Origin of the sequence: Rhizobium herbae (genome assembly GCF_019511375.1) — a bacterium.
GTDB lineage: Bacteria > Pseudomonadota > Alphaproteobacteria > Rhizobiales > Rhizobiaceae > Pararhizobium > Pararhizobium herbae_A.
On record NZ_JAEUAO010000002.1, the window covers coordinates 990737 to 1013722 of the forward strand.

23 protein-coding genes, 2 tRNA genes and 1 pseudogene are annotated in these 22986 nt (G+C 62.6%); 11 read left to right on the forward strand and 15 right to left on the reverse strand.

Annotation, left to right across the window (positions count from 1 at the left end; all coding sequences use genetic code 11):
* Window positions 1–536 precede the first annotated feature (536 nt).
* A complete protein-coding gene (ppdK, locus tag JNB71_RS11985) occupies window positions 537–3203 on the forward strand; it encodes a pyruvate, phosphate dikinase (protein ID WP_220371995.1) in 2667 nt (888 codons plus the stop codon).
* Between the two features lie 154 nt (window positions 3204–3357).
* Here ppdK and JNB71_RS11990 read toward each other — a convergent pair whose 3' ends face one another.
* The 3 genes from JNB71_RS11990 to JNB71_RS12000 all read right to left on the reverse strand — a co-directional run bounded on the left by JNB71_RS11990 (window position 3358) and on the right by JNB71_RS12000 (window position 5004).
* The gene (locus tag JNB71_RS11990) at window positions 3358–4200 is read right to left on the reverse strand and encodes an alpha/beta fold hydrolase (RefSeq protein WP_220371996.1); all 843 of its coding nucleotides are present in this window, start codon (window positions 4198–4200) and stop codon (window positions 3358–3360) included.
* Between the two features lie 121 nt (window positions 4201–4321).
* Complete coding sequence (locus JNB71_RS11995; protein WP_220371997.1) at window positions 4322–4576, reverse strand: hypothetical protein; 255 nt, start codon at window positions 4574–4576, stop codon at window positions 4322–4324.
* Window positions 4577–4614: 38 nt separating this feature from the next.
* Entirely contained in the window at window positions 4615–5004 is a 390-nt protein-coding gene (locus JNB71_RS12000) for a hypothetical protein (RefSeq protein ID WP_112852799.1), read from the reverse strand.
* A 303-nt stretch (window positions 5005–5307) separates the two neighbouring features.
* Between JNB71_RS12000 and JNB71_RS12005 the strand changes: the two genes are divergently transcribed.
* Complete coding sequence (locus tag JNB71_RS12005) at window positions 5308–6216, forward strand: DUF1499 domain-containing protein (protein ID WP_220371998.1); 909 nt, start codon at window positions 5308–5310, stop codon at window positions 6214–6216.
* 4 nt (window positions 6217–6220) lie between these two features.
* On the opposite strand, the gene JNB71_RS12010 is transcribed toward JNB71_RS12005, so the two are convergent.
* The 4 genes from JNB71_RS12010 to JNB71_RS12025 are packed head-to-tail and all read right to left on the reverse strand — an operon-like array spanning window position 6221 to window position 8146.
* Window positions 6221–6448, reverse strand: a complete 228-nt coding sequence (locus JNB71_RS12010; protein WP_220372278.1) for a hypothetical protein — start codon at window positions 6446–6448, stop codon at window positions 6221–6223.
* Window positions 6445–6900: a thiol-disulfide oxidoreductase DCC family protein gene (locus tag JNB71_RS12015; RefSeq protein ID WP_220371999.1), complete on the reverse strand. Its 456-nt coding sequence runs from the start codon at window positions 6898–6900 to the stop codon at window positions 6445–6447. The genes JNB71_RS12010 and JNB71_RS12015 overlap by 4 nt, the downstream gene beginning before the upstream one ends.
* Window positions 6900–7838 (reverse strand): MBL fold metallo-hydrolase, encoded by a 939-nt coding sequence (locus JNB71_RS12020; protein ID WP_220372000.1) that lies wholly within the window; start codon window positions 7836–7838, stop codon window positions 6900–6902. Before JNB71_RS12020 ends, JNB71_RS12015 begins: the two co-directional genes overlap by 1 nt.
* A gap of 11 nt (window positions 7839–7849) precedes the next feature.
* Window positions 7850–8146: a cupin domain-containing protein gene (locus tag JNB71_RS12025; protein ID WP_220372001.1), complete on the reverse strand. Its 297-nt coding sequence runs from the start codon at window positions 8144–8146 to the stop codon at window positions 7850–7852.
* A gap of 365 nt (window positions 8147–8511) precedes the next feature.
* On the opposite strand from JNB71_RS12025, the gene JNB71_RS12030 reads away from it, so the two are divergent.
* Window positions 8512–8586: transfer RNA gene (locus JNB71_RS12030), tRNA-Gln, on the forward strand.
* Between the two features lie 8 nt (window positions 8587–8594).
* Here JNB71_RS12030 and JNB71_RS12035 read toward each other — a convergent pair.
* The 3 genes from JNB71_RS12035 to JNB71_RS12045 form a co-directional block, all read right to left on the reverse strand.
* On the reverse strand, window positions 8595–8918 hold the full coding sequence (locus JNB71_RS12035; protein WP_220372002.1) for a succinoglycan biosynthesis protein exoi: 324 nt from the start codon (window positions 8916–8918) through the stop codon (window positions 8595–8597).
* Window positions 8919–9060: 142 nt separating this feature from the next.
* Window positions 9061–9726, reverse strand: coding sequence for a dihydrofolate reductase family protein (locus JNB71_RS12040; RefSeq protein ID WP_220372003.1), 666 nt, complete (start codon window positions 9724–9726; stop codon window positions 9061–9063).
* Window positions 9727–9877: 151 nt separating this feature from the next.
* Window positions 9878–10288, reverse strand: a complete 411-nt coding sequence (locus tag JNB71_RS12045; protein ID WP_112852792.1) for a hypothetical protein — start codon at window positions 10286–10288, stop codon at window positions 9878–9880.
* A 461-nt stretch (window positions 10289–10749) separates the two neighbouring features.
* Between JNB71_RS12045 and JNB71_RS12050 the strand changes: the two genes are divergently transcribed.
* From JNB71_RS12050 to JNB71_RS12060, 3 genes and pseudogenes are all read left to right on the forward strand, one after another.
* Window positions 10750–10826: transfer RNA gene (locus JNB71_RS12050), tRNA-Pro, on the forward strand.
* A gap of 333 nt (window positions 10827–11159) precedes the next feature.
* Window positions 11160–11638 (forward strand): annotated as a pseudogene (locus JNB71_RS12055) (DUF2938 domain-containing protein).
* Window positions 11639–11800: 162 nt separating this feature from the next.
* Window positions 11801–13195 carry a calcium-binding protein gene (locus JNB71_RS12060; RefSeq protein WP_220372004.1) on the forward strand — a complete coding sequence of 465 codons (1395 nt, stop codon included), beginning with the start codon at window positions 11801–11803 and terminating at the stop codon, window positions 13193–13195.
* Between the two features lie 253 nt (window positions 13196–13448).
* Here the strand turns inward: JNB71_RS12060 and cysN are convergent, their stop codons facing one another.
* The 3 genes from cysN to JNB71_RS12075 are packed head-to-tail and all read right to left on the reverse strand — an operon-like array spanning window position 13449 to window position 16721.
* Window positions 13449–14957, reverse strand: coding sequence for a sulfate adenylyltransferase subunit CysN (gene cysN / locus JNB71_RS12065; RefSeq protein WP_220372005.1), 1509 nt, complete (start codon window positions 14955–14957; stop codon window positions 13449–13451).
* Complete coding sequence (gene cysD / locus JNB71_RS12070) at window positions 14957–15910, reverse strand: sulfate adenylyltransferase subunit CysD (protein WP_220372006.1); 954 nt, start codon at window positions 15908–15910, stop codon at window positions 14957–14959. Before cysD ends, cysN begins: the two co-directional genes overlap by 1 nt.
* 40 nt (window positions 15911–15950) lie before the next feature.
* Window positions 15951–16721 carry a phosphoadenylyl-sulfate reductase gene (locus JNB71_RS12075; RefSeq protein ID WP_220372007.1) on the reverse strand — a complete coding sequence of 257 codons (771 nt, stop codon included), beginning with the start codon at window positions 16719–16721 and terminating at the stop codon, window positions 15951–15953.
* Window positions 16722–17025: 304 nt separating this feature from the next.
* Between JNB71_RS12075 and JNB71_RS12080 the strand changes: the two genes are divergently transcribed.
* From JNB71_RS12080 to JNB71_RS12100, 5 genes are all read left to right on the forward strand, one after another.
* A complete protein-coding gene (locus tag JNB71_RS12080) occupies window positions 17026–17412 on the forward strand; it encodes a DUF6152 family protein (protein WP_220372008.1) in 387 nt (128 codons plus the stop codon).
* Window positions 17412–17891, forward strand: a complete 480-nt coding sequence (locus JNB71_RS12085; protein ID WP_220372009.1) for a DUF2214 domain-containing protein — start codon at window positions 17412–17414, stop codon at window positions 17889–17891. Before JNB71_RS12080 ends, JNB71_RS12085 begins: the two co-directional genes overlap by 1 nt.
* Window positions 17892–18019: 128 nt before the next feature.
* The gene (locus JNB71_RS24685) at window positions 18020–19003 is read left to right on the forward strand and encodes a calcium-binding protein (protein WP_220372010.1); all 984 of its coding nucleotides are present in this window, start codon (window positions 18020–18022) and stop codon (window positions 19001–19003) included.
* Window positions 19004–19126: 123 nt separating this feature from the next.
* On the forward strand, window positions 19127–19402 hold the full coding sequence (locus JNB71_RS12095) for a YlcI/YnfO family protein (RefSeq protein WP_220372011.1): 276 nt from the start codon (window positions 19127–19129) through the stop codon (window positions 19400–19402).
* On the forward strand, window positions 19399–19698 hold the full coding sequence (locus JNB71_RS12100) for a type II toxin-antitoxin system RelE/ParE family toxin (protein ID WP_220372012.1): 300 nt from the start codon (window positions 19399–19401) through the stop codon (window positions 19696–19698). Before JNB71_RS12095 ends, JNB71_RS12100 begins: the two co-directional genes overlap by 4 nt.
* Window positions 19699–19704: 6 nt before the next feature.
* Here the strand turns inward: JNB71_RS12100 and betA are convergent, their stop codons facing one another.
* Together betA and betB are read right to left on the reverse strand one after the other, a co-directional pair.
* Window positions 19705–21357, reverse strand: coding sequence for a choline dehydrogenase (gene betA / locus JNB71_RS12105; RefSeq protein ID WP_220372013.1), 1653 nt, complete (start codon window positions 21355–21357; stop codon window positions 19705–19707).
* 165 nt (window positions 21358–21522) lie between these two features.
* Window positions 21523–22986, reverse strand: a complete 1464-nt coding sequence (gene betB / locus JNB71_RS12110; RefSeq protein ID WP_220372014.1) for a betaine-aldehyde dehydrogenase — start codon at window positions 22984–22986, stop codon at window positions 21523–21525.

Genomic DNA, 22986 nt, shown 5'->3' on the forward strand with positions numbered 1-22986 from the left:
TTTGAAACGCTCTCCCATCCATCAGGAAACGCCTGGCGGCCGCGAAAAATTCATCGTTTCTTGCATAGTGACAAAAGCATTGTTCGAAGCAGCGATCGATCGCCTGTCAAATCCAGGCGAGATGCGTGCGGCTGTTTATCCTAGATATTTCTTCAGTTGATAAGAAGATTTTTCATGTCTGGGACTTAGGGTACCGGTTACGCCTTTCGGATAGGCGGGTATCGACTGTCGAGGACTTGAAGCTTGACGGATTTCACGAGCTGATACCTTTTGCTGCTCAGGGCTTGCGCCCCGCTCTACGTGGATGCGGCCGGTACCATCCCGCTTAGCGAACCCGGCCGCGTGTGAAATGGCCAGCACCGGAAAAAGCACGGTTGAGCCGCTGCCGAGCCGCGGCCTGACGCCTTAGTTTGTTCGCCCATCACACTTTTTTCTCAAGATTTGCTGCAATGCAGCAAAATTCTGCCACCGATGCATTTTAAACCTGAAGAGGATAATGTAGCGTCAGGTGGGAGCCGTATGGGTGGAGAATGGGCATGACGAAATGGGTTTATACCTTCGGCGGGGGAGAAGCCGAAGGAAGTGCGGGTGATCGCGATCACCTCGGTGGCAAGGGTGCCAATCTGGCGGAGATGTGCAATCTCGGCCTGCCGGTGCCTCCGGGACTGACGATCATCACCGATGCCTGCGCGCGCTACTATGATGACGGCCGCGCCATTTCCGAGGAATTGAGGAGCCAGGTTAAAGCCGGCATCGAGAAGATGGAGGCGATTACCGGCCGGCGCTTCGGCGATACGCAACACCCGCTGCTCCTGTCCGTGCGCTCCGGCGCGCGCGCCTCGATGCCCGGCATGATGGATACAGTCCTCAATCTCGGTCTCAACGATCACACCGTGGAGGCGCTCGGCCATGATGCGGGCGACGCGCGGTTCGCCTGGGACAGCTATCGCCGCTTCATCCAGATGTATGCCGATGTGGTGATGGGGCTCGATCACGAGGTTTTCGAGGAAATCCTCGAGGACGAGAAGGGCCGTCTTGGCCATGAAAACGATACCGAGCTTTCCGCCGTCGAATGGCAGCACGTCATCTCGCTCTACAAGCGGGTAATCGAGGAGGAACTCGGCGAGGCTTTTCCGCAGGATCCGGAAGTGCAGCTCTGGGGCGCGATCGGCGCCGTCTTTGCCAGCTGGATGAACCCGCGGGCCATCACCTATCGTCATCTGCACAATATTCCGGCCGGGTGGGGCACAGCCGTCAACGTGCAGGCGATGGTCTTCGGCAATCTCGGCAATACGTCGGCGACCGGCGTTGCCTTTACCCGCAACCCTTCGACAGGCGAGAACGAGCTTTACGGCGAGTTCCTCGTCAATGCGCAGGGCGAGGATGTCGTCGCCGGCATCCGCACGCCGCAGAACATCACCGAGGCGGCCCGCATCGCCTCCGGCTCCGACAAGCCGTCGCTGGAAAAGCTGATGCCGGAAGCCTTCGAGGAGTTCAAGGCGATCTGCAACAAGCTGGAAGCGCACTACCGCGACATGCAGGATCTGGAATTCACCATCGAGCGCGGCAAGCTCTGGATGTTGCAGACCCGCTCTGGCAAGCGCACAGCCAAGGCGGCGCTGAAGATTGCCGTCGACATGGCCGAAGCCAAGATGATCACCAAGGAGCAGGCGGTCGCCCGCATCGATGCGGCTTCGCTCGACCAACTGCTACACCCGACCATCGATCCGCATGCCCGGCGCGACATCATCGGTTCCGGTCTGCCCGCCTCGCCGGGAGCCGCAACGGGGGAGATCGTCTTTACCTCGGAAGAGGCCGTGATGGCGCAGAAGGAAGGCCGCAAGGTCATCCTGGTGCGCGTCGAGACGAGCCCCGAGGACATTCATGGCATGCACGCGGCCCAAGGCATCCTGACCTCGCGGGGCGGCATGACCAGCCATGCGGCCGTCGTGGCGCGCGGCATGGGAATCCCTTGTGTCTCCGGCGCCGGCAATCTGCGCGTCGATGCGCGCAACGAACTGCTCCTTGCTCCCGCCATCACTTTGAAGAAGGGCGACGTCATCACCATCGACGGTTCCTCGGGCCAGGTGCTGAAAGGTGAAATCCCGATGCTGCAGCCGGAGCTTTCCGGCGATTTCGGCAAGATCATGGCCTGGGCCGACGCCAGCCGCCGGATGACCGTACGCACCAATGCCGAAACCCCGGCCGATGCCCGCGCCGCCCGCTCCTTCGGCGCCGAAGGGATCGGTCTCTGCCGCACCGAGCACATGTTCTTCGAAGGCGACCGCATTAATGTCATGCGCGAAATGATCCTGGCCAGCGACGAGGCCGGACGGCGCGCGTCGCTTGCCAAGCTGCTGCCGATGCAGCGCTCGGACTTCACGGAACTCTTCGAGATCATGCACGGCCTGCCGGTGACGATCCGTCTGCTCGATCCGCCGCTGCATGAGTTCCTGCCGAAGACCGAGGAGGAGATCGCCGATGTCTCGGCCGTGCTCGACCTCAAGCCTTCCGAACTGCGCGAGCGGGTCGAGGAATTGCATGAGTTCAACCCGATGCTCGGCCATCGCGGCTGCCGGTTGGCGATCTCCTACCCCGAGATCGCCGAAATGCAGGCCCGCGCCATCTTCGAGGCGGCCGTGCAGGCTGCCCGCGAGACCGGCGCTGCGGTCGTGCCGGAAATCATGGTGCCTCTGGTCGGCCTGAAATCCGAACTCGATTACGTCAAGGCGTGCATCGACGCCGTGGCCAGGGAGGTGATCGGCGAGTCGGGGATCGACATCGAATATCTCGTCGGCACCATGATCGAGTTGCCGCGCGCGGCCTTGCGCGCCCATGTGATCGCCGAATCCGCCGATTTCTTTTCCTTCGGCACCAACGACCTGACGCAGACCACCTTCGGCATCTCCCGCGACGACGCCGCACAGTTCCTCAACACCTACATCCAGAAGGGCATCGTCGAGAAGGACCCGTTCGTCTCGCTCGACTTCGATGGCGTTGGCGAACTGATCCAGATCGCCGCCGAACGTGGCCGCCGCTCCAAGAACGGCCTGAAGCTCGGCATCTGCGGCGAACACGGCGGCGATCCGGAATCCATCCGCTTCTGCGAGGAAACCGGCCTCGACTACGTCTCCTGCTCGCCCTTCCGCGTGCCGATCGCACGGCTCGCGGCCGCGCAGGCGGCAATCAACGGCAAGGGGTAAGGAGGCTTGCGTCTCCACGGTTACGCCTGACTGGCGGGCAGCCCCTCATCCCCGCAGGCCTCACACTCGGCCCGGTCGAATGTGCAGAGCTTCATGTCCGGGCGAGCGCGCGGATGGCCTCCGGCGCGTTAATCGCCGCCGATCCGGCCTGGAGTTACTGATCAATAAACGCCCGCACCGCCCTGTTGTACCCTTCCGGGTCCTGCAGCATGGCGAAATGGCTGGCGTTTTCGAGGATAACCAGTTTGGCGCCGGGAATGGTCTTTGCCAGATAGTCCGTATGCTCGCGGCTGATCGCCTCGTCGTGATCACCCAGCACGATCGCGGTCGGCGTGGTGATCGTCTTCAGGTCGTCGTCGGTCCAGTTCGGCTGGCTCGCCCACATGTTGCCGATCTGGGTGACGAAGGCGTCGTATTCCGTCGGTGTGGGCGAGATCTTCCTGTAGACTTCGCCGGCCTTCTCGACATAGTGGGCAAAGGTCTTGTCCTCCATCACGGTCGGAATGACGCCATCCACCTTGGAATTGGCAGCTTGCGCGAAGAGCTTCGTCAGACGCTCGGGATGATGAACGGCGATGTCGATGCCGATGATGCCGCCGTCGCTCCAGCCGACCAGCGCCACCTTTTCGATCTTCAGATAGTCGAGCAGGGCAAGATAGTCTGATGCCATCAGGTCATAGCTGTAGGGTTCGGCATTGCGGGTCGAGCGGCCATGGCCGCGGCTGTCGGCGATGATGACCGTATGATCCTTCGAAAGATCGGCCACCTGCGCGCCCCAAATCTCGCTGTATCCAAGACCGCCATGGATCAGGAGCACCGGCGGGCCGGAGCCATACACGGCGTAGTGCAGTTCGACGCCGTTGACGGGAGCCTTCCCCGTCTTTGCCGCTTGCGGCAGCGGGGCCGGGTCGGGCAGTTCCTGCCAGCGTTCTGCCGCAAGGGCGGGTGCTGCAGAAAGGATGAGGAAGGCGCACAATATCTTCAGCACGACTGTCATGAAATTCTCCCGGTCGATGTCCGCAGCCATCATAGGCACGAATCGCGTTTGCCAAAGCAAAAGCGCGCGCCCATTCGCGTAAAACGGGAAATTTCTTGCCACAAGGGGAGCTTTGCCGCCATTAGCGGTAGACGATGACCGGTCTGTCCCAACCCCACAGCATGGCATCGTTGCCGTAACGGAAAGCCCGCGATTCCGCTCGGCGGTCGAGTTCGATGCGCTGCAGGCAGGTTGCAAGGGCGTCGGTGTTGCGGCGGAAGCCGTAGGACAGACAGGTCTTTTCGTCGGCGGCGCGGCGCTCTTCCGGCGTCATCGACACACAGCCGGAAAGGATCGCGCCAAGTGCCGCCAGCAACAGGATATTTCGAGCATGCATGATCGGTCCCCGTGATGTCCTGGAGATCCGATCAACTATCAGATGCGTTGCAGCACATCCACAAAAGCTTCGGCAAAATTCTTCAGGTCCGCCGTTTCCTCGTTCGGCTTTTCGATGCGGATCGTCGTTCCGTCGCTCTCCAGGCAGGCAAAGACGGTGGTCATCGCCATGCTGCCGTCCTGCGGAATGCGCAGGACCGCGATTCTGTCGCAATCGGCAATCAGCCCTGACGCGGGCAGTTCAAACAGCAAGGCGCCGTCGATTGCTGCGGCGGCAGCGCGGACATGGGCCGCAAAACCCTCGGCGCCGGTAGTGAAGCCGTCCAGCGAAAGCTCGAGTTCCAGGAGTTCCATCGTCAGGCTCGCATCCGATGGCGGCACGGCAGCCTGGGTCGCGGTTGCTTCCTGCTTGGTTTCGGATGACAGCATGCTCTCTCTCCTTTCAGGTTCCGGAAAGCGGCCGCTTCCCCGGTGCCCGGAAAATTTGATGTCTGTGCAAACCGGTCCAGCGAGTTGAGAACCGGGAAACACGCCTGATCCCCGTTCTCAACACATGATTAACGAGAATGGCGAATTTACGGCGCGAGCCGAGGTGCCAATACTTGCATGCACTTGCCTGTCTCATTCGCCGGTCGTCGATGATCTTGCCGAAAACCGCTTCACACCTCTCGCCATCTTGCTCTAAACAGAAGAAGAAGCTGCCACGTCCGGCCCAGGGATTGATTCTGCCAGATGATGATCAAGTATGAGCGCCCCACGTCTCATGCCGCCCGCTGGGCGCGCAGGATCGCCCGCATTGCCTTCGGTCTCTTCGCTGCCGCGCTGCTGGCGCATCGTTTCGGCCCGCTGATCACACCGCATTTCGTGGCGCTCATGGTGTTTTCGGCGGCATTGGCGGCCGTTGCCGTCATGCTTGCCGCCATCGGCTTCGTCCGGCTCTGGCAGGTCGCGGCAGTCGGCGGCGTCGCCTCCTTCGTGGCGGTCTTGTATGCAGCCGCGCCGCTCGGTGTTGCAGGCTTGGCGCTCAACGAATATTTTTCCAAGCCGGCGATCTACGATGTCAGCACAGATACCGTGACGCCGCCACTCTGGATCAAGCCGCCGGATGCCGTGCAGGGCTGGCTCGAACGTCCCGCCGTGGTGACGCCGGAAGACCGGGAAGCCCAGATCGCGGCCTATCCCGGGCTGACCGGCCGCCGCTATGACGGCGCCCTTGACCGCGTCTTCCAGGGCGTGAAGATCGTCGCGGAAAAAACCGGCATCAGCATCGTTGCCGAAGAGGGTGTCGAAAACGCCAGGCCGGACCTGGAGGACATGGCGGTCAAGCCGGACGCTACGGCGCCGGCCGACAGCGAACCCGGCGACGTGCCGATCCCGCTGTCGCGGCCGCAGACGATGCCGGGCGAGATGACCGCCGGGCCGCGCTCCTCCGATATATTGCTGCAGGGCGAATGGCGCACGCTGATCGTCGGCTTCCGTTTCGATGTGCTCATCCGCTTGCGCGAAGAGGCCGAGACGACCTTCGTCGACATGCGCGTGGCCTCCCGCTACGGCCCGCACGATCTCGGCCTCAGCGCCGCTTTTGCCAACCAGTTCCTGCATGCGCTCGACGCTGAACTGCTGGGCATCGCCGGCGATTGATCAGCTAGCCAGCCGCTACAGCGCCGATCGGGGCGTCGCCGCAGCGGCCCATCCTGACAGGTTCAGCCGCTGCCCGGGCTCGAAGCGCGGCGGCGAAGGCCATTGCCTTGCCGGGCGACCGCCCGGCAATCAGCAGCGTCAGCCGCGGCTCGTCGCAAAGCAGCCGTGCCAGCCTGCCGCCGAAGGTGCCGTAGCCGCCGAGGACGAGGACGCGCAAGCGCTCTGCGTTCACGCGATGAACCGGCCTCGATGCTCCGGTGCTGGCACGAAACAGGCATTGCGCCTGCCGGCGATGCGGTAGCGGTGGCGCGCCACCAGTTCGTAGAGCGTGTCGCGCAGTGGCCGGGGGATGAGACGCAGCACGGAAACGAGGTTGAAGGGGAAGCCCAGACCTGCTGCCATCCGCAGCGATCCCTCCGATTTCAGGAAGGCAAGACCATTTTCGATCAGCATGTTGGTTTCGTAGTTGCGGCCGTCGAGCCCGTAATGCCGGTAGAGCGCCTCGCCGAGCGGCGATTGGGCCGTGAGGAAGCGGTAGCGGCCTTGCCTGTCATGCCGCAGCACGAAGTTCACCCAGCCGGAGCAGAAGATGCATTCGCCGTCGAAGACGATGATCGGCTGATCGTCGGCAAAGGCGGGCACCGCCGGATCGCTGCGGTAGCTGTAGGCCGGACGCGAAGGCATCAGGTCGCGCCTCCCGCCGCCAGGCGATAGGTGCCGGCGAGCGATGGCGGACCGTTCGTCTCGACCTGACCGCGCTCGACCAGGTCTTCGATATGGGCAAAAACCGAAAGCGCCGCCGCTCCATGCAGCCGCGGATCGGTGGTCGCGTAGATCACCTTGACCATCTCCGTAATCAGGCTGTCGCCGGCGCGCACCCGCTCCAGCACGGCGCGCTCACGCATCCGCCGGTGCGCCCTCAGGCCCCGCAGGAAGGCGGCGGGGTCCGTCACCGGACCGCCATGGCCGGGCAGGTAGAGCCGGTCGTCGCGGCCAAGCAGCTTTTCCAGCGATGCCATATAGTCGGTCATCGATCCGTCCGGCGGTGCCACGATCGAAGTCGCCCAGGCCATGACGTGATCGGCGGAAAAGACGATGCCTGTATCCCCCGGCGCGGTGTCGCCGAGCACGAAGGCCGCGTGGTTGGCGGTGTGGCCGGGTGTCAGCAGCGCCGTCAGCGACCAGCCGTCACCCTCCACGGTGTCACCGTCCATCAGCCGGATGTCCGGCGCAAACTCGATATCGGAGCTTTCGGCAAAGGGGTTGACCTCGCCCTCGTGCAGCAGCCTTGCCGCCCGGTGCGGGCCTTCGGCGACGATCAGCGCGCCGGTCTCGGCCTTGAGGCGGCCGGCGAGCGGCGAGTGGTCGCGATGCGTATGGCTGACGGCGATATGGGTGACCTCGCGCCCCTTCAGCGCCGTCATCAGCGCCTGGAAATGCGCCTCGTCCTCCGGCCCGGGGTCGATCACCGCGACGGACTTGTTTCCGACGATATAGCTGTTGGTACCATGGAAGGTGAAGGGGCCGGGATTGTTGACGGTGATGCGCTGGACGCCGTCCGCCACCGTCACGGCCTCGCCATGGGCCGGCTGGAAGTCGAGGTCGAAGTCAGGGCCTTCCATACGCCGTCTCTTCACTTGTATTCGATTTCGATGAACGACATGAATTCCTTGCCGGCATTGATCACATTGTGCTCGACGCCCGGCTCGCGCCGGTAGGCCGCCCCCTTGGCGATGTCCACGCGCCGCTCGCCGCCAGGCTCCTCGAGCAGGAAGCGGCAGTCGGTCATCGGCACGACGACATAGCCCATGCCATGCACATGATGCCCGGTATCGGCCCCCGGCTCGAAATCCCATCGGGTGATCCGCACCACATCGTCATCGAGTAGCAGCGTCTGCTTGGCGGGCGGTCGGGCGCGAAAAATGCTCATGACGGTCTCCGGTTTGTCGCCGGACCCTAGCGCATAAAGCGTATGACAGGAATGGATTTCGCGGAGCGTCTGGCGTCTTATCAACGCGTTGTCCTATCTCCATGAACGACCCTCGATGGGGTCGAGAACGGCCCCTCACCCTGGCCCTCTCCCCGCAAGCAGGGAGAGGGGACGATAGAGGTTGCCGCTTGTCACCTTCTCCCCGTTCACGGGGAGAAGGTGGCCAGAAGGCCGGATGAGGGGCTCTCACCTGATGCCAGGATGGGAAAATTCCGCCCAAAGCCCAACTTAGCCGTTGTCGCCTGCTTTCAACCTTGCTAAACCGGCGCACGATTTGGCCGGGCGATCCGCTTTGCGCCAGACGTTGGGGCGTCGCCAAGCGGTAAGGCACCGGTTTTTGGTACCGGCATTCCCAGGTTCGAATCCTGGCGCCCCAGCCAACCCATCCTCAATTCCGCGCCTTGCGCCATCCCGCCGCCCAGGCCTCGGCCTCGGAGCAAAACCACCGCTCGCCATATTGCGGGCTGATCTTCGTCGCGCTGTAATATTCCTGTCCGGGAACATGGAAAATCCGTTCCCCGGTCTCGATGGTGATATTGCCCTTGATGTTGCAGGCTTGCGCTGTGCCGCTGAGCGACAAAAGCAGGTCGTCGGCGCTCATGATGCCGGCGGCACTGACCGCAATGAGGCCCAGCACCACCCCGGGGGCGGCTGCTACGGAAGCAAGCAGGGAGCCGTGCTGCTGCTTTCGATGGAACTGGCGCTGACGCATGATCCTTTCCCCAAAGGTCTGCGCCAAAGTGTAGTCGGAGCCTTACATTAGTTAAATCTATACTATCGGTGGACCAGCAAGGCCGCAAATACTCCGAACGGCCCATGGCGCGGCGCCCTGATTTGATCAAAGCCCGCCAACATCACCCCTCGCGCGCCATCCGCGCCCGCCGCTCGATTTCCGCCGCCGAGGGTTCCTGCGCCGCAAACGAGCCGGTCTGGATCTCGCCCTCGCGCACGTAGGTGTTGATCGTCACACCTGTCGTCGAGACCTTCGATTTCGTCAGCTTCAGCGCCGCCGGGATAGTGCCCTTGCCGAACAGGCGCTTGCCGCGGCCGAGCAGGAGCGGGAAGATCAGCAGTCGGAATTCGTCGATAAGGTCGGCGGCAAGTAGGGTCTGGATGAGGTCGCCGGATCCCTGCAACAGAAGCACCGGGCCGTCGCCGTGCTTGAGCTGCTTCACCGCGGCGGTGACATCGCCGTTGATCGCCACGGAATTCTGCCAGGCAAGCGGCTGCGCCGATCGGCTGGCCACATATTTGGTCGCCGGGTTGAACAATGAGCCGATCGCGTCGTCTTTGTCGACATACGGCCAGTAGGCGGCGAAGATTTCGTAGGTCTTGCGGCCGAGCAGAAGGTCGAACGGCTCGGAGAATGTCTCGGCGATCGCCTCGCGCGTCACCTCATCCCAGTAGTTGACGGTCCAGCCGCCAAGGGTGAAACCGCCGGTCGGATCCTCGTCCGGTCCGCCGGGGGCCTGCATGACGCCGTCCAGGCTCAAGAATGTTGCGGCAACGACCTTCCTCATTGTTTCCTCCCTCGAATGCGGCGCGTTTCTACCGAGAGAGGTGGGGCAGACGTCCGGCCGGTCAAGGCCATAGAGAGCGATGGAAGCCGGGCAAAAAATAAACCCGCCGGCGGGACCGGCGGGCGCACGATGTGGCTTGGACGCGCTGGCGCTACTTCGCCTTGTCGCCGGCCAGGAACTCGTCGCACCAGCTCGGGCCGGTCGAGGTCTTGCGGTCGCCGAGCACATGCACCGAACGGATGACATAGTCGGAGGAGACCGTCAGCTGGACGGAACAGCTGAGGAACTCGGTACGGGCAGAGGCGATCTTCTTGCCCTTCTTGCCGTCCTTGCCTTCGGCATACTGCGCCGGGACCGTGCGCTTCTTGTAGCCGCCCTTCCAGGAATAGACCGTCATGTCGCCGCTCTCGACGTCGGATTGCGGCGGGCCGAACTGGGCGAAGAAAGTGCCGGCCGGCTGGCCGTTCCAGCGCGATTCGACGGCATTTCGAGCCGGTCCCGTGGTCGTGCAGCCGGCAAGCGCCAGCGCAAGGCCGGCGACGGTCATCAAGCGGAAATTCATGTCTCAAGTCCCTTTGGCGTTCGTTCTGAAAGTGGCGCGGCCAAGGCGGCGCAACACGCGGGCGGCCAAGGCTTTCGACCCTGCCTGTAACGCCAAAGCCGTCGAAAGAAAATCGCCAGAACGACTTCTATGCGCAGTCCCGCGCATAAATTCGCAAGCGTTGCCGAAACGCCCCAGCGAGCAGGCGTTTCGGCATCTGCAGACGGCGATGTGCGCCATCGCCGCCCTGCCGGGCACCGTCTCCCGTTTCGACGGGGAGAAGGACCGGGCGGCATCCTCGGTCTCCTCTCCCCCCAAGCGGGAGGGGGTTACGGTGAGGGCGAAGCGGCGGCGCTGGCCGTTGGCTGCAGTTGTTCACAGCCAAGGCCGGCTTACCGCATTGTTTTTATCCGACTTTGCGATTTTTCGATTTTGCTGCTTGTCGAAAGGAAAATGCTGTTCTATAGAGGCGCCGCTGGTCACGGAGTGTAGCGCAGCCTGGTAGCGCACGTCGTTCGGGACGACGGGGTCGGAGGTTCGAATCCTCTCACTCCGACCAGCTTGAACCCACGGAAATCCTTAGGTGATTTCGAAAACCCTTGGTGGGCGGGCTTTTCCTCATGCTATGACCTTGCGGCTTCAGCAGGCGTTGGCGGCGTTCTGCCGGAACGTTGGATCATTGTGCAGCCGCAACTCCTCGATCCCATGGCCTGTGCCGTCACCTGTCGACGTCGTCTTTCTTGACCGAAAAACCAGAGATGAACTACAACGGCTTTGCAACTGCAGTTCAGGCCTGCCCGCAGATGCGCGCCATCAATTCCCTCCCGGCTCACGCAGCGCCTTCAGACAGGTGGCTCGCCTGTCCGGCGCATTATCAGGAGCCGGGTTGCCCATGTTCGATATCCTTTGGCGTAGCGTGGCTGTCGGCGTCGGCGGCACGATTCTCATGGATCTTTGGGCCATTCTCTTGTCCTTCCTGCCCGGCCAGCGATGGCCGAACTGGGCGCCGGTCGGCGGTGGTTCTGGCATCTTCGCTGCGGAAAAGTCTTCCACGACGATATCGGCAAGGCCACGCCCTATGAGCATGAACTGGCCCTCGGATGGATCGGCCACTATGCCGTCGGCATCCTCTATGGCCTCCTGCTTGTCGCCCTGGCGGGCGCCGCCTGGCTCGAAGCGCCGACATTCCTTCCCGCCTGGGCCGTCGGCATTGTCACTGTCGGGGCGGGCTGGTTCCTGTTGCAGCCGGGGCTCGGTCTCGGCTGGGCGGCCTCGAAGCTGCCGAACGCCAATCGGGTGCGCCTCCTGAACCTCGCCGCCCACACGGTTTTTGCGGCGGGCATGTACGGCACGGCGCTTCTTCTTCGATAGCCTGTTTTCATCTCGGTGAGCGTCCTCCATCCCGGCGCGAACTCGGGTTGCCAGGCCGTTGCGATTGCGGATAGGTTCCGGTGCCTGTCCGCAATGCTGGTTTCACCGGCCGCGGAAAGGCTGTTCGCGCCCCTGTCCTCCACGTAACAAAGGAAGAAGCCTATGCCCGTCTTGAGCAACGGAAGTGAGCTGACTGTATGGGAAGACAGTAATAACGAGAGCCAGAGTGCAATTCTCTTTACGATAACAGAGCCGGACGGCGATGTGACCGGTCCGGTTGGAGCGCGCGAGGATTATTTCTTCGGCTGGGTCGATTTGGCTTCCGTGGATGTTTTCGACGGCTTCTTTACCGTCACCACCTTTACCAATGACGGCCGGACCCATGTCTTCACGACGCTGGAGACGCATGTTTTCGACAACGAAGGCAATTACATCCGAACCTTGTCCAAGCAGGCGGCCTATCTTTCGACGGACGTCGTCTCCGTTGCGGCCGGGAGCGCAGACGACATTGTTGTTACCTGGCGGGGCGCGAACGAGTATTTCGGCGGCGAAAACACCCAGTACGGCGAGCACCAGCTCATACTGGACGACGGCGTGCTTCTCCCCGACACCTTCGTCAATCATGCTCCGATCGTCACCGATCTCAGCTTCACGCTTTCGCCAGGCCAATCGCTCGACGATATCAAGTTCGACGCGGCGGACGTGGATTTCGATCTGTTGAAATTCGTCGTCGTCGAAGGACCGGCTCATGGAACGCTCGAGCAGGAGACGCGCTATGACAGCGGCTATTACCCGTTTCCTCAGGGGGAATATGCCGGTAGCCTGCACTACCACCAGGATTATCTGAGCGGCAACTATTTCGACTACGTGCCCGAAGCCGGTTTCACTGGCACCGACAGTTTCACCGTTTACGCCACCGACGGCCAGGGCAACAGCAACCTGGCGACCATCACCATCACGATTGCCCCGCCGCCTGAATACGTCGTCTTGACCGACGCCGCGGAGACGATCAGCTACGCCGCTTACGATCACGCCGTGCTCGTCAGCGCCAACGGTGGCGACGACCGGATCGCCGGCAGCCTGTTCAACGATACGCTCGACGGCGGCGAGGGAAGCGATCGCCTGCGCGGCGGCGCGGGCAATGATGAAATTGCCGGCGGAAGTGGCTGTGATCATATTTTCGGCGATGCCGGTGACGACGTCCTTAGCGGCGGCGCGGGGCGCGACAGGCTGACCGGCGGCGCAGGCAGCGATGCCTTCGTTTTCGGCGCCCTGCTTGCCCCGAAAAACAGCGATCGGATTGTCGACTTCAGTTCCGCCGACGATGTGTTCCGGCTGGACAGCGCCGTCTTTGCCGGCGTTGCGGAAGGCGTGCTGGATGCCGGTTCCTTCGTGATCGGCAAGACCGCCGCCGACACTGACGACCGCATCATCTACAACGAGACCTCCGGTGCCCTGCTGTTCGACGCGGACGGCAAGGGCGGCGATGCCGCAGTGAAATTTGTTTGTATTGCCCGCGGTACATTGCTGGGCGCCGACGATTTTTTCGTTGTCTGATAGCGGTCGGCCGAAATCGCACCGCGGTCTCGGCCCTTCCATGACACACTCGCCTTGCCGCCCACCCAAGTCGCCCTCCCCACAAGCGGGGAGGGCGACTTGGGTGCTGGAGTGAGGGACCACACCCGCGTCGTCAACCTGTTTCGATGCGATCAATTCCAGCCACGGGTCCCGGCCATCTTGGGCTCAGACCCCTGTAAAAAAAGAAAAGGGGCCGCGTGGCCCCTTCCTCCTGTCTGGAAAGCGATGGCAATCAACCGTCGATGTCGTCGAAGATCTCGCTCGCCTTGCCAGCGCTCACGCGGCGGATTTCGGCTTCCTCGCGGCGGTTGGCGAACAGTTCGGTTGCCATCAGCTGGTCGGCGAGATCGGCAGGCAGCGAGAGGATGACGCGGCCCTCTTCGGTGTGGATGCCGGAGAGCGAGGCCCGCTTGGCGGTGATCATGCCGCCGGCCACCGTGTTGTTGGTGTCGGGGTCGATCAGGATGAAGGCGCCGGTGGTGCGGTTCTGCTCGTAACTGTCGAATACGGCCTGCTCGTCGAAGGAGAGGTGCACCTTGCCGATGGCGTTCATGGCGAGCGCATCGGTGTGGTGGTTCCACTTGCCGCTTTTCAGGTCAAGCAGGCTGGACGGCTGCACCGTGACGCGCTGGCGGCGCGAACCGCTCTTCAGCCAGTAGCGTTTGCCGGGCTGGATGCCATCCGGCTGCAGCGCAACGAGCTGTGCATCGAAGGCGACGCCGGTCTGCGGCTGGCTTTCGAGCGAAACGATCATGTCGCCGCGCGACACGTCCACCTGACGGTCGAGGACGAGCGTGATCGCGTCCCCGGCGACGGCAGCGTTGCGCACCAGGTCGAAGGTGACGATCTTGGTGACGTTGGCGACCATGCCGGACGGCAGGATGACGACCGAATCGCCGGGCTTTACCGAGCCGCCGGCAACCGTGCCCTGATAGCCGCGGAAGCTTTCGCCGGGGCGGGAGACGCGCTGCACCGGCAGGCGGAAGCCGACGGTCTGGGCGGAGCGCACCGTCGCCAGTTCCAGCACCTCGACCAGAGTCGGGCCTTCGTACCAGGGCATCGAGGCCTTGCCGTCGTAAACGACGTTTTCGCCCTTCAGCGCCGAGACCGGGATAGCGTTGATCTGGCGCACGCCGAGCGACAGCGCCAGTTCCTTGAACTCGTGGCTGATCGCCTCGAAGCGGGCGCGGTCGTAACCCGTCAGGTCGATCTTGTTGACGGCAAGCACGAACTGCTTGATGCCCATCAGCGTTGCGATCGTGGCGTGCCGGCGGGTCTGCTCGAGCAGGCCGACGCGGGCGTCGACCAGCAGCACGGCGAGATCGGCCGTCGAGGCGCCGGTGGCCATGTTGCGGGTATATTGCTCATGACCGGGCGTGTCGGCGACGATGAAGGAGCGCTTGTCGGTGGCGAAGTAGCGATAGGCGACATCGATGGTGATGCCCTGTTCGCGCTCGGCCTGAAGACCGTCGAGCAGAAGTGCGAAATCGGGCAGGCCGAGATCGTTCTGCTTGCCACTGTCACGGCGCAGCGTCGCGGCCTGGTCTTCCTTGACGGCCTTGGTATCCCAGAGCAGGCGGCCTATCAGGGTGGACTTTCCGTCGTCGACGCTGCCGCAGGTGATGAGGCGCAGCGGGCGCGTGTCGCGCACCGCTTTGGCGGGCTCAACGGCCGGAAAGGCTGTGACGGTTCCGCTCTTTGCCTCGGCGGCTGCGGACTGTGCTACGGCTTGAGCGGTCATCAGAAGTATCCTTCGCGTTTTTTCTTCTCCATCGAGCCGGACTGGTCACGGTCGATGGCGCGGCCCTGGCGTTCGGAAACGGTCGCGGTTTCGAGTTCTGAGATGATATCGTCGAGGGTCAAAGCTTGCGAGCGGATGGCGCCGGTCAGCGGGAAGCAGCCGAGCGTGCGGAAGCGGATGACTTCCTCGCGCTTGACTTCGCCGGGCAGCAGTTCCAGCCGCGGATCCTCGGCCAGGATCATCATGCCGTCGCGCTCGACGATGGGGCGCTTCTTGGCGAAGTAGAGCGGCACGATCGGAATGTCTTCGGCCTGGATGTAGCGCCAGATATCGACTTCGGTCCAGTTCGACAGCGGGAAGGCGCGCACGCTTTCGCCCTTGCGGATCATGCCGTTGTAGATGTTCCAGAGTTCCGGGCGCTGGTTGCGCGGGTCCCAGCGGTGATCCGGCGTCCGGAAGGAATAGATGCGTTCCTTGGCGCGGGAGGCTTCCTCGTCGCGGCGGGCGCCGCCGAAGGCCGCGTCATAGCCGCCGGCGTCCAGCGCCTGGCGCAGAGCCTCGGTCTTCATGATGTCGGTATAGAGCGCCGAACCATGGGAGAAGGGGGTGACGTTTTCGGCAGCGCCGCGCGGGTTGATGTGCTCCACCAGGTCGAGATCGTATTTTTCCACGATCTCGTCGCGGAAGGAGATCATCTCGGCGAATTTCCAGCCGGTGTTGACGTGCAAGAGCGGGAAGGGCACGCGTCCCGGATAGAAGGCCTTGCGCGCCAGATGCAGCAGCACGGACGAATCCTTGCCGACCGAATAGAGCATCACCGGCTTGTCGAACTCGGCGGCCACTTCGCGGAAGATGTGGATCGCTTCGTTCTCGAGCGCCTTCAGATGCGGATCGAGCGGCGTCTTGGCCGTTTGTGGATTATGCAGTTCCGTTTCCGGAAGGGTAAGAGGCATTTCAAGTCTCCGGGAGTGTCTGTGTGGCAAGCCGCGCGGGTTATCGCACAAGACTGCTTGCAAGAGGTGTCGATTGCGGGATGGCGGAAGCGGCGGCATCCGGCACGTGAAGGCCGCATTCGCGCTTCTCGTCGTTTTCCCACCACCAGCGGCCGGCCCGCTCGGGCTCGCCCGGCTTGATGGCCCGGGTGCAGGGCTCGCAGCCGATCGAGGGATAACCGCGGGCGTGCAGCGGATTGACCGGGATCTCCTCGGCGGCCACATGGGCGCGGATCGTCTCGATATCCCAGTCGGCCAGCGGATTGATCTTGATCAGGCCACGGTCGAGGTCGGCTTCGGCAAACGGCGTATCGGCGCGATTGCCCGACTGGCCACGGCGCAGGCCGGTGATCCAGAAGGATGCCCCTTCGAGTGCGCGCGCAAGAGGCTTCACCTTGCGCGCGCCACAACAGGCATGTCTGGCCTCGACGCTGTCGTAGAAACCGTTCATGCCGTACTTGGCGGCAAAGGCGTCGATGTCGTCCTGCTCGGGGTAAAAGCGCTTGATCAGGATGCCGTAGGTTTCTTCGGTCTCGTCGATCAGGGCGACGGTCTCGTTGAAGAGGCGGCCGGTCTCGAGCGTCGAGACCTCTATGCCGAGCTTGTGCGAACCGATCGCGGCGGTGATCACCTGATCCTCGATGCCGAGGCTGGTGGTAAAGACCGCCTTGCCCCCAAGACCCGCGACCAGAGCCAGCCGGCCGGCAAGGTCGAGGCTTTCGAGCTGCTTGTTCAGCGCCGAGGCGCGATTTTTGAGTGATGCGGATGTCATGGGGGGAAATCCTGATACTGTTGTCCCGGAATATCGCAGCCCGATGCGACAAAAGACAGAAAAACGGATTTCTAAACGCGGCGGATCAGAGCAAATATCTCTCCGAAGGGGAAAATTCTAAGAAAACCTAGTAAATTGATAGATTATTCTCACCTGGCAGCCGGCTGGAGATGATGCGTCGAAGACCGCGCGTGAAAGCCAGCGCAGTGGCGGCTTCTTCCATTCAAAAATCGGTGATCTCCCTTTCCCTTTTCATCACCGGCGCCAATTTTGCCGCATCGCCTGTCGCAAGGAGGGACGTGAGATGGCTGGATTATTTCCAACCCGTGTTGTTGCCGGCAGCCTTGTCGCCATGCTGTTTGCCGCCAGCGCCTATGGCCATCACGGCTGGTCCTGGGCAGAGGCCGATCAGATTGAGCTTACGGGTACCATTCGTGAAATTTCGATGGCACCGCCGCATCCGACGCTGAACGTCGCCACGGAAAAGGATGGCGTCTGGCTGGTCGAGCTCGGTAATCCGCGGTTGACGGAACGGTCGGGTTTCGTCGAGGGCGCGGCCAAGATAGGCGACCCGATCGTCGTTCTCGGCAATCGGTCGCTCGATCCCGACGAAAAGAGAATGAAAGCTGTGCGGATCACCGTGTCGGGCAAGGTTTACGACATCTATCCGGATCGGATCCAAACGAATTGATGAGCTGGCCGGACCTGCTGCAATGGCTTGCCGGATGGCCCGGCGCAGCATTGCTGCGTCGCTTCAGTATCGCCTATCTGTTCGTGAATGCCGCGCATATCCTTGGCATCGGGCTGATCGTTGGTGCCATCCTGCCGCTCGATCTGCGGCTCATGGGCCTGTTGCGCGCGCCGCCAGTCCCAGCGATCGGGCCTTTCCTGTCGCGCGCCGCGGCCTGCGGCGTCGTGCTTGCGGTTCTGTCCGGGTTCTGGCTTTTTACGGTGCGCCCGGCCCATTATCTCGCCAACCCGGCCTTTCTCATCAAGCTTGCGCTGATCGCTGCCGCCATCGTCAATCTCGGCTACCTGCATATGAGCGGCGCGTGGGGCGCCGTCGCAACCGGCGCGCCTGCGGGTGGTCTCGTCCGGCTGTGTGCTTTCCTGTCCTTCTTCCTGTGGCTCGGGGCGCTGCTTGCCGGCCGCTGGATCGGTTTTTTGTAATCGATACCGAGCGGAATGGAGTGGAAGCCAAAATATGATAAAAAATGTCCAGTTTACATCGTATTAACTTGACAAAATAAGTCATCTTAAAATAGGCCTCGGTCGTTCATATTTCTGGGGTACTTCCAATGACGATCACCATCACAGCAACCGACGTGAATGCCGACGGCACAGGCATCAATCTTCTCACCTATCTCACTGAGTTCGCCAACGATTTCGTTGCGTCCGGGCGCGGCCAGTTCAGCGGCGCGAACGGCATTTCCGGTGAGGAGTATGCCGCCACCGACTCCTCCGGCTACGGCGTCGTGTTCGGAGCCGACGACACGGCGTGGAGCTACAACATGACGACGCATACCGTCACGGGCAGCCTCGACGCCGTCACCTTCGGTTCTGCTGTCACGCTCGACACGACGACACGCACCTTCACCCAGACGACCGAGGTCGCGATCACCGGCCTCGATATCGCCGACAGCAGCCTGGCGGAAGGCATCCGCAGCGAACTCACCGGCTCGACGACCACGCTGCTGCTCGACTACCTCAAGACCGACTCGCTGGTTTTCGAGGGAAGCTCCGGCAACGACGTTTTCCGCGGCTACGACCACAATGACAGGCTCAAGGGCGCCGGCGGCAATGACACCCTCGTTGGCGGCGGCGGAGCCGATACGCTCTTCGGCCAGGACGGCAACGACATCGTCAAGGGCGGCACCGGCAACGACACTATCAAGGGTGGTCTCGGCAACGACAAGCTTTATGGCGAGGCCGGTAACGACAAGCTTTACGGCGAAGCGGGCAACGACGGACTGAACGGCGGCGCCGGCAATGACCGCCTGACGGCGAGCCTCGGCAATGACACGCTGACCGGCGGCGCCGGCAGCGACACCTTCCTGTTCGGAACCTCGATCGGGCGCACTGTCATCACGGATTTCTCCGCGGGTACCGCGGTCTCCGACGTTCTCGTCCTTGAAAAGACCCTTCTGTCGTCCTTCGCCAATGTGACGGCGAACGCGACGGAAAGCTCGCTCGGCGTGACGATCGACTACGGCGACGGCTCGATCGTTCTGAAGGGTGTCGAGCTTGCCGACCTGCACCGCAACGACTTCTTCTTCGTCTGATCGTCAAGCGTAGAACAATGTTCAGGGCCGGGCGCTTGTCGTCCGGCCTTCTGATTCAGTTGAATGTCTTTCCGTCGTGGACTATATCATGCATCGCAATTGCAACGCACGGAGCATTCCCTCATGAAGACCGCTACCATTCCCTCGCTGCGCGTCGATCCTGAATTGCGCGCCGCCGCCGAAAGCGTGCTGAAAGAGGGCGAGACTCTCTCGGCCTTTGTCGAAAACTCGCTGCGGTCGCAGATTTACTATCGGAAGACACAGGCCGAGTTCATTGCGCGGGGGCTGAAGGCGCGGGAAGAGGCAAAGCGCACAGGCGTTTACTATGGCGCCGAAGAGGTCTTGGCTGAACTCAAAGGGATGCTTGACGCCAAGCTTGCCGAAAAAAGCGCAAAATGACCTATTCGGTCAAGCTGGCTCCAAAGGCACGAGACGATTTGAAACGTCTTTACGCCTACTTGCTGGAGCGTGACGAGGAAGCGGCAACGCGAGCTTACTATGCGATCGAAAAGGCGATGGCTACGCTCGCGCAATTTCCATTTAGTTGCCGGCGGGCCGCCGGCGACGACGCATTTCTGCGCGAACTGCTGATTCCGTTCGGATCGTCAGGGCACGTCGCTCTCTTCGAAATAGAAGACAGCGATACCGTCACCGTCCTCGCGGTGCGCCATCAGCGCGAGGACGACTACCACTGAGCCCTCCTACCGGTCGCTCACCGCCCAGCGCGGGTTGATCCAGGGCTCCTGGTTGCTGCGCGCCAGCATGCCCTTGCCGAGAATATGGTCGGCCGCCTTCTCGCCGGTCATGATCGAGGGGGCGTTGAGGTTGCCGTAAGTCACGTGCGGGAAGATCGAGCTGTCGGCAACGCGCAGGCCATCGACGCCGATGACGCGGGTTTCCGGGTCGACGACGGCCATCGGATCGTTGCGCGAGCCCATCTTGCAGGTGCCGCAGGGATGATAGGCGCTTTCCAGATGCTCGCGCAGGAACGCGTCGATCTGCTCGTCGCTCTGGACCGCTTCACCTGGCTGGATCTCCGGCCCGCGATAGGGATCGAAAGCCTTCTGGCCGAAGATTTCGCGCGTCAGGCGGACGCAGTGGCGGAACTTCTCCCAGTCCTCGGGATGGCTCATATAATTGAAGCGGATGACCGGATCGGCCATCGGATCGGCGGAGCGCAGTGTGACGTTGCCGCGCGATTTCGACAGGTTGTAGCCGACATGGGCCTGGAAGCCATGCGTGTTGGCCGCCGCCTTGCCGTCATAGCTGATGGCAACGGGCAGGAAGTGATACTGGATGTCCGGCTGCTTGACGCCGGGCGCCGAACGGACAAAGGCGCAGGCCTCGAACTGGTTGGAAATGCCGAGACCCCGCTTGAGGAACAGCCACTGCGCGCCGGCAACACCCTGCCAGAACCACGGCAGCCAGGAATAGAGCGAGACCGGCTTGGTCGAGATCTGCTGGAAATAGAATTCCATGTGGTCCTGCAGGTTGGCGCCGACGCCCGGCCGGTCGACCTTCACCTCGATGCCCATGTCCTGCAGGTGTTGGGCCGGACCGATGCCGGAGAGCATCAGCAGTTTGGGCGAGTTGAAGGAAGAGGCCGAGACGATCACCTCACGATTGGCCCTCACCACCTCGATCTTGCCGCCGCGATCGATCTCGACGCCGACGGCGCGGCCATTTTCGATCACCAGCTTGCGGGCGAAGCAGCGGACGAGTTCGACGTTCGGCCGCTTCATCGCCGGCTTCAGATAGGCATTGGCAGTCGACCAACGGCGCCCCTGCCAGACCGTCTGCTCCATGTGGCCGAAGCCTTCCTGCTTGGAGCCGTTATAGTCGTCCGTCAACTCGAAGCCGGCCTGCTTGCCGGCCTCGACGAAGGCGTGAAACAGCGGGTTCTTCAGTGGTCCGCGCTTGACGTGCAGCGGACCGTCCGTGCCGCGCCAGCCTGCCTCGCCACCCTGCGAGGTTTCCTGGCGCTTGAAATAGGGCAGGACGTCGGCATAGGCCCACCCCTGCGCGCCAAGCTCCTCCCAGCGGTTGAAGTCCTCGGCATGGCCGCGCACATAGACGAGCCCGTTGATCGACGACGAGCCGCCGATCACCTTGCCGCGGGGTGCGGTGATGCGCCGATTGTTGAGGTTCGGCTCGGGCTCGGAGAGATAGCCCCAGTTGTAGCGCTTCATGCTCATCGGCCAGGCCAGCGCCGCCGGCATCTGGATGAACGGCCCGAAATCGCTGCCGCCATATTCCAGCACCATGACGGTGTTCTTGCCGTCCTCCGAGAGGCGGTAGGCGAGGGCGGAGCCGGCGGAGCCCGAACCAATAATGATGAAGTCTGCCTGTTGCATTGCGCTGTTCCCAAGTACGAAATGATTGCTCCTCACCCTGGCCCTCTCCCCCGCGAGTGGGGAGAGGAGGATAACGGAGCTTGCCGCTTGTCCCTTCTCCCCGTTCACGGTGAGAAGGTGGCCGCCCTTCCTCTTAGAAAAGGAGGCCGGATGAGGGGCTTTCCCTCAATACGGCGCCTCGACCTTCCCCATCGCCACATAGACGCTCTTCAGCTCCGTGTAGTGATTGAGCGCCGCCAGCGAATTTTCCCGCCCGAAACCGGACTGCTTCGAGCCGCCGAACGGCACTTCCACAGGCGCCAGATTGTAGGTGTTGATCCACAGCGTCCCGGCTTCCAACTGGTCGACGACGCGGTGCGCGCGGGTAAGGTCCGAGGTGAAGACGCCGGCCGAAAGCCCGAACTCGGTGCCGTTCGCGCGGGCGATCACCTCCTCCTCGTTGTCGAAGTCGAGCACACACATTACCGGCCCGAAGATCTCTTCGCGGCAGATCGTCATCTCGTCGGTCACATCGGCAAAGACGGTTGGCTGGATGTAGGTGCCTTCTGCGGACACATTGTTCGGAATGCCGCCGCCGGTCAAAAGCGTCGCTCCTTCGGCCTTGCCCCTTTCGATATAGGAAAAGACCTTGTCGAGCTGGGCGCGAGACACCATCGGGCCAAGCTGGGTCGCCTCATCCATCGGGTCGCCGATGACGATCTTTTCGGTGCGCTCCTTGAGGCGCGACAGGAACCTGTCCCTGATACCCTTCTGCACGAAGACGCGCGTGCCGTTCGAGCAGACCTGGCCGGTCGAGTAGAAGTTGCCGAGCATGGCGCCACCGATGGCGCTTTCGAGATCGGCATCGTCGAAGACGATCAGCGGCGACTTGCCGCCGAGCTCCATCGTCACGTGCTTGAGGCTCGATGCCGCAGCGCCCGCGACTTTCTTGCCGGTCTCGACGGAGCCGGTGAGCGACACCTTGGCGACATCCTTGTGGTTGACGAGCAGCGGCCCCGTCGTCCGGTCGCCCTGGATGACGTTGTAGAGGCCCTTCGGCAGGCCCGCTTCAATCAGGATCTCGGCGATCTTCAGCGCGCCGAGCGGCGTGTTTTCGGAGGGCTTGAACACCATCGCATTGCCGGCGACGAGCGCCGGCGCACCCTTCCAGCAGGCGATCTGCTGCGGATAGTTCCAGGCGCCGATGCCGACGCAGACGCCGAGCGGCACGCGCTTGGTGAAGGCAAAATCGCCGCCCAGCGGAATATAGTCGCCGTTCAGCGCTGCAGCCGCGACGCCGCCGAAGAATTCGAAGGCGTCCGCGCCGGAGGTCGGATCGGCGACAATGGTTTCCTGGATCGGCTTGCCGGTGTCGAGAGTCTCGAGTTCCGAGAGCTCGCGGTTGCGCTCGCGCATGATTTCTGCCGCGCGCTTGAGGATACGGCCGCGCGCCATCGGGCTTAATGCTGCCCATTCGCCCTGCGCGCGCTTGGCGGCGGCGATCGCCTTTTCGACGATGGCGGGCGTGGCGGCATGCAGCCGTGCGATCACTTCGCCGGTCGCCGGATAGATGCTGTCGAATGGCGTGCCCGCGGTGTCCTCGACGTATTCGCCGTCGATGAAGTGGGAGGCTGGCGGTTGGGCTTTCAT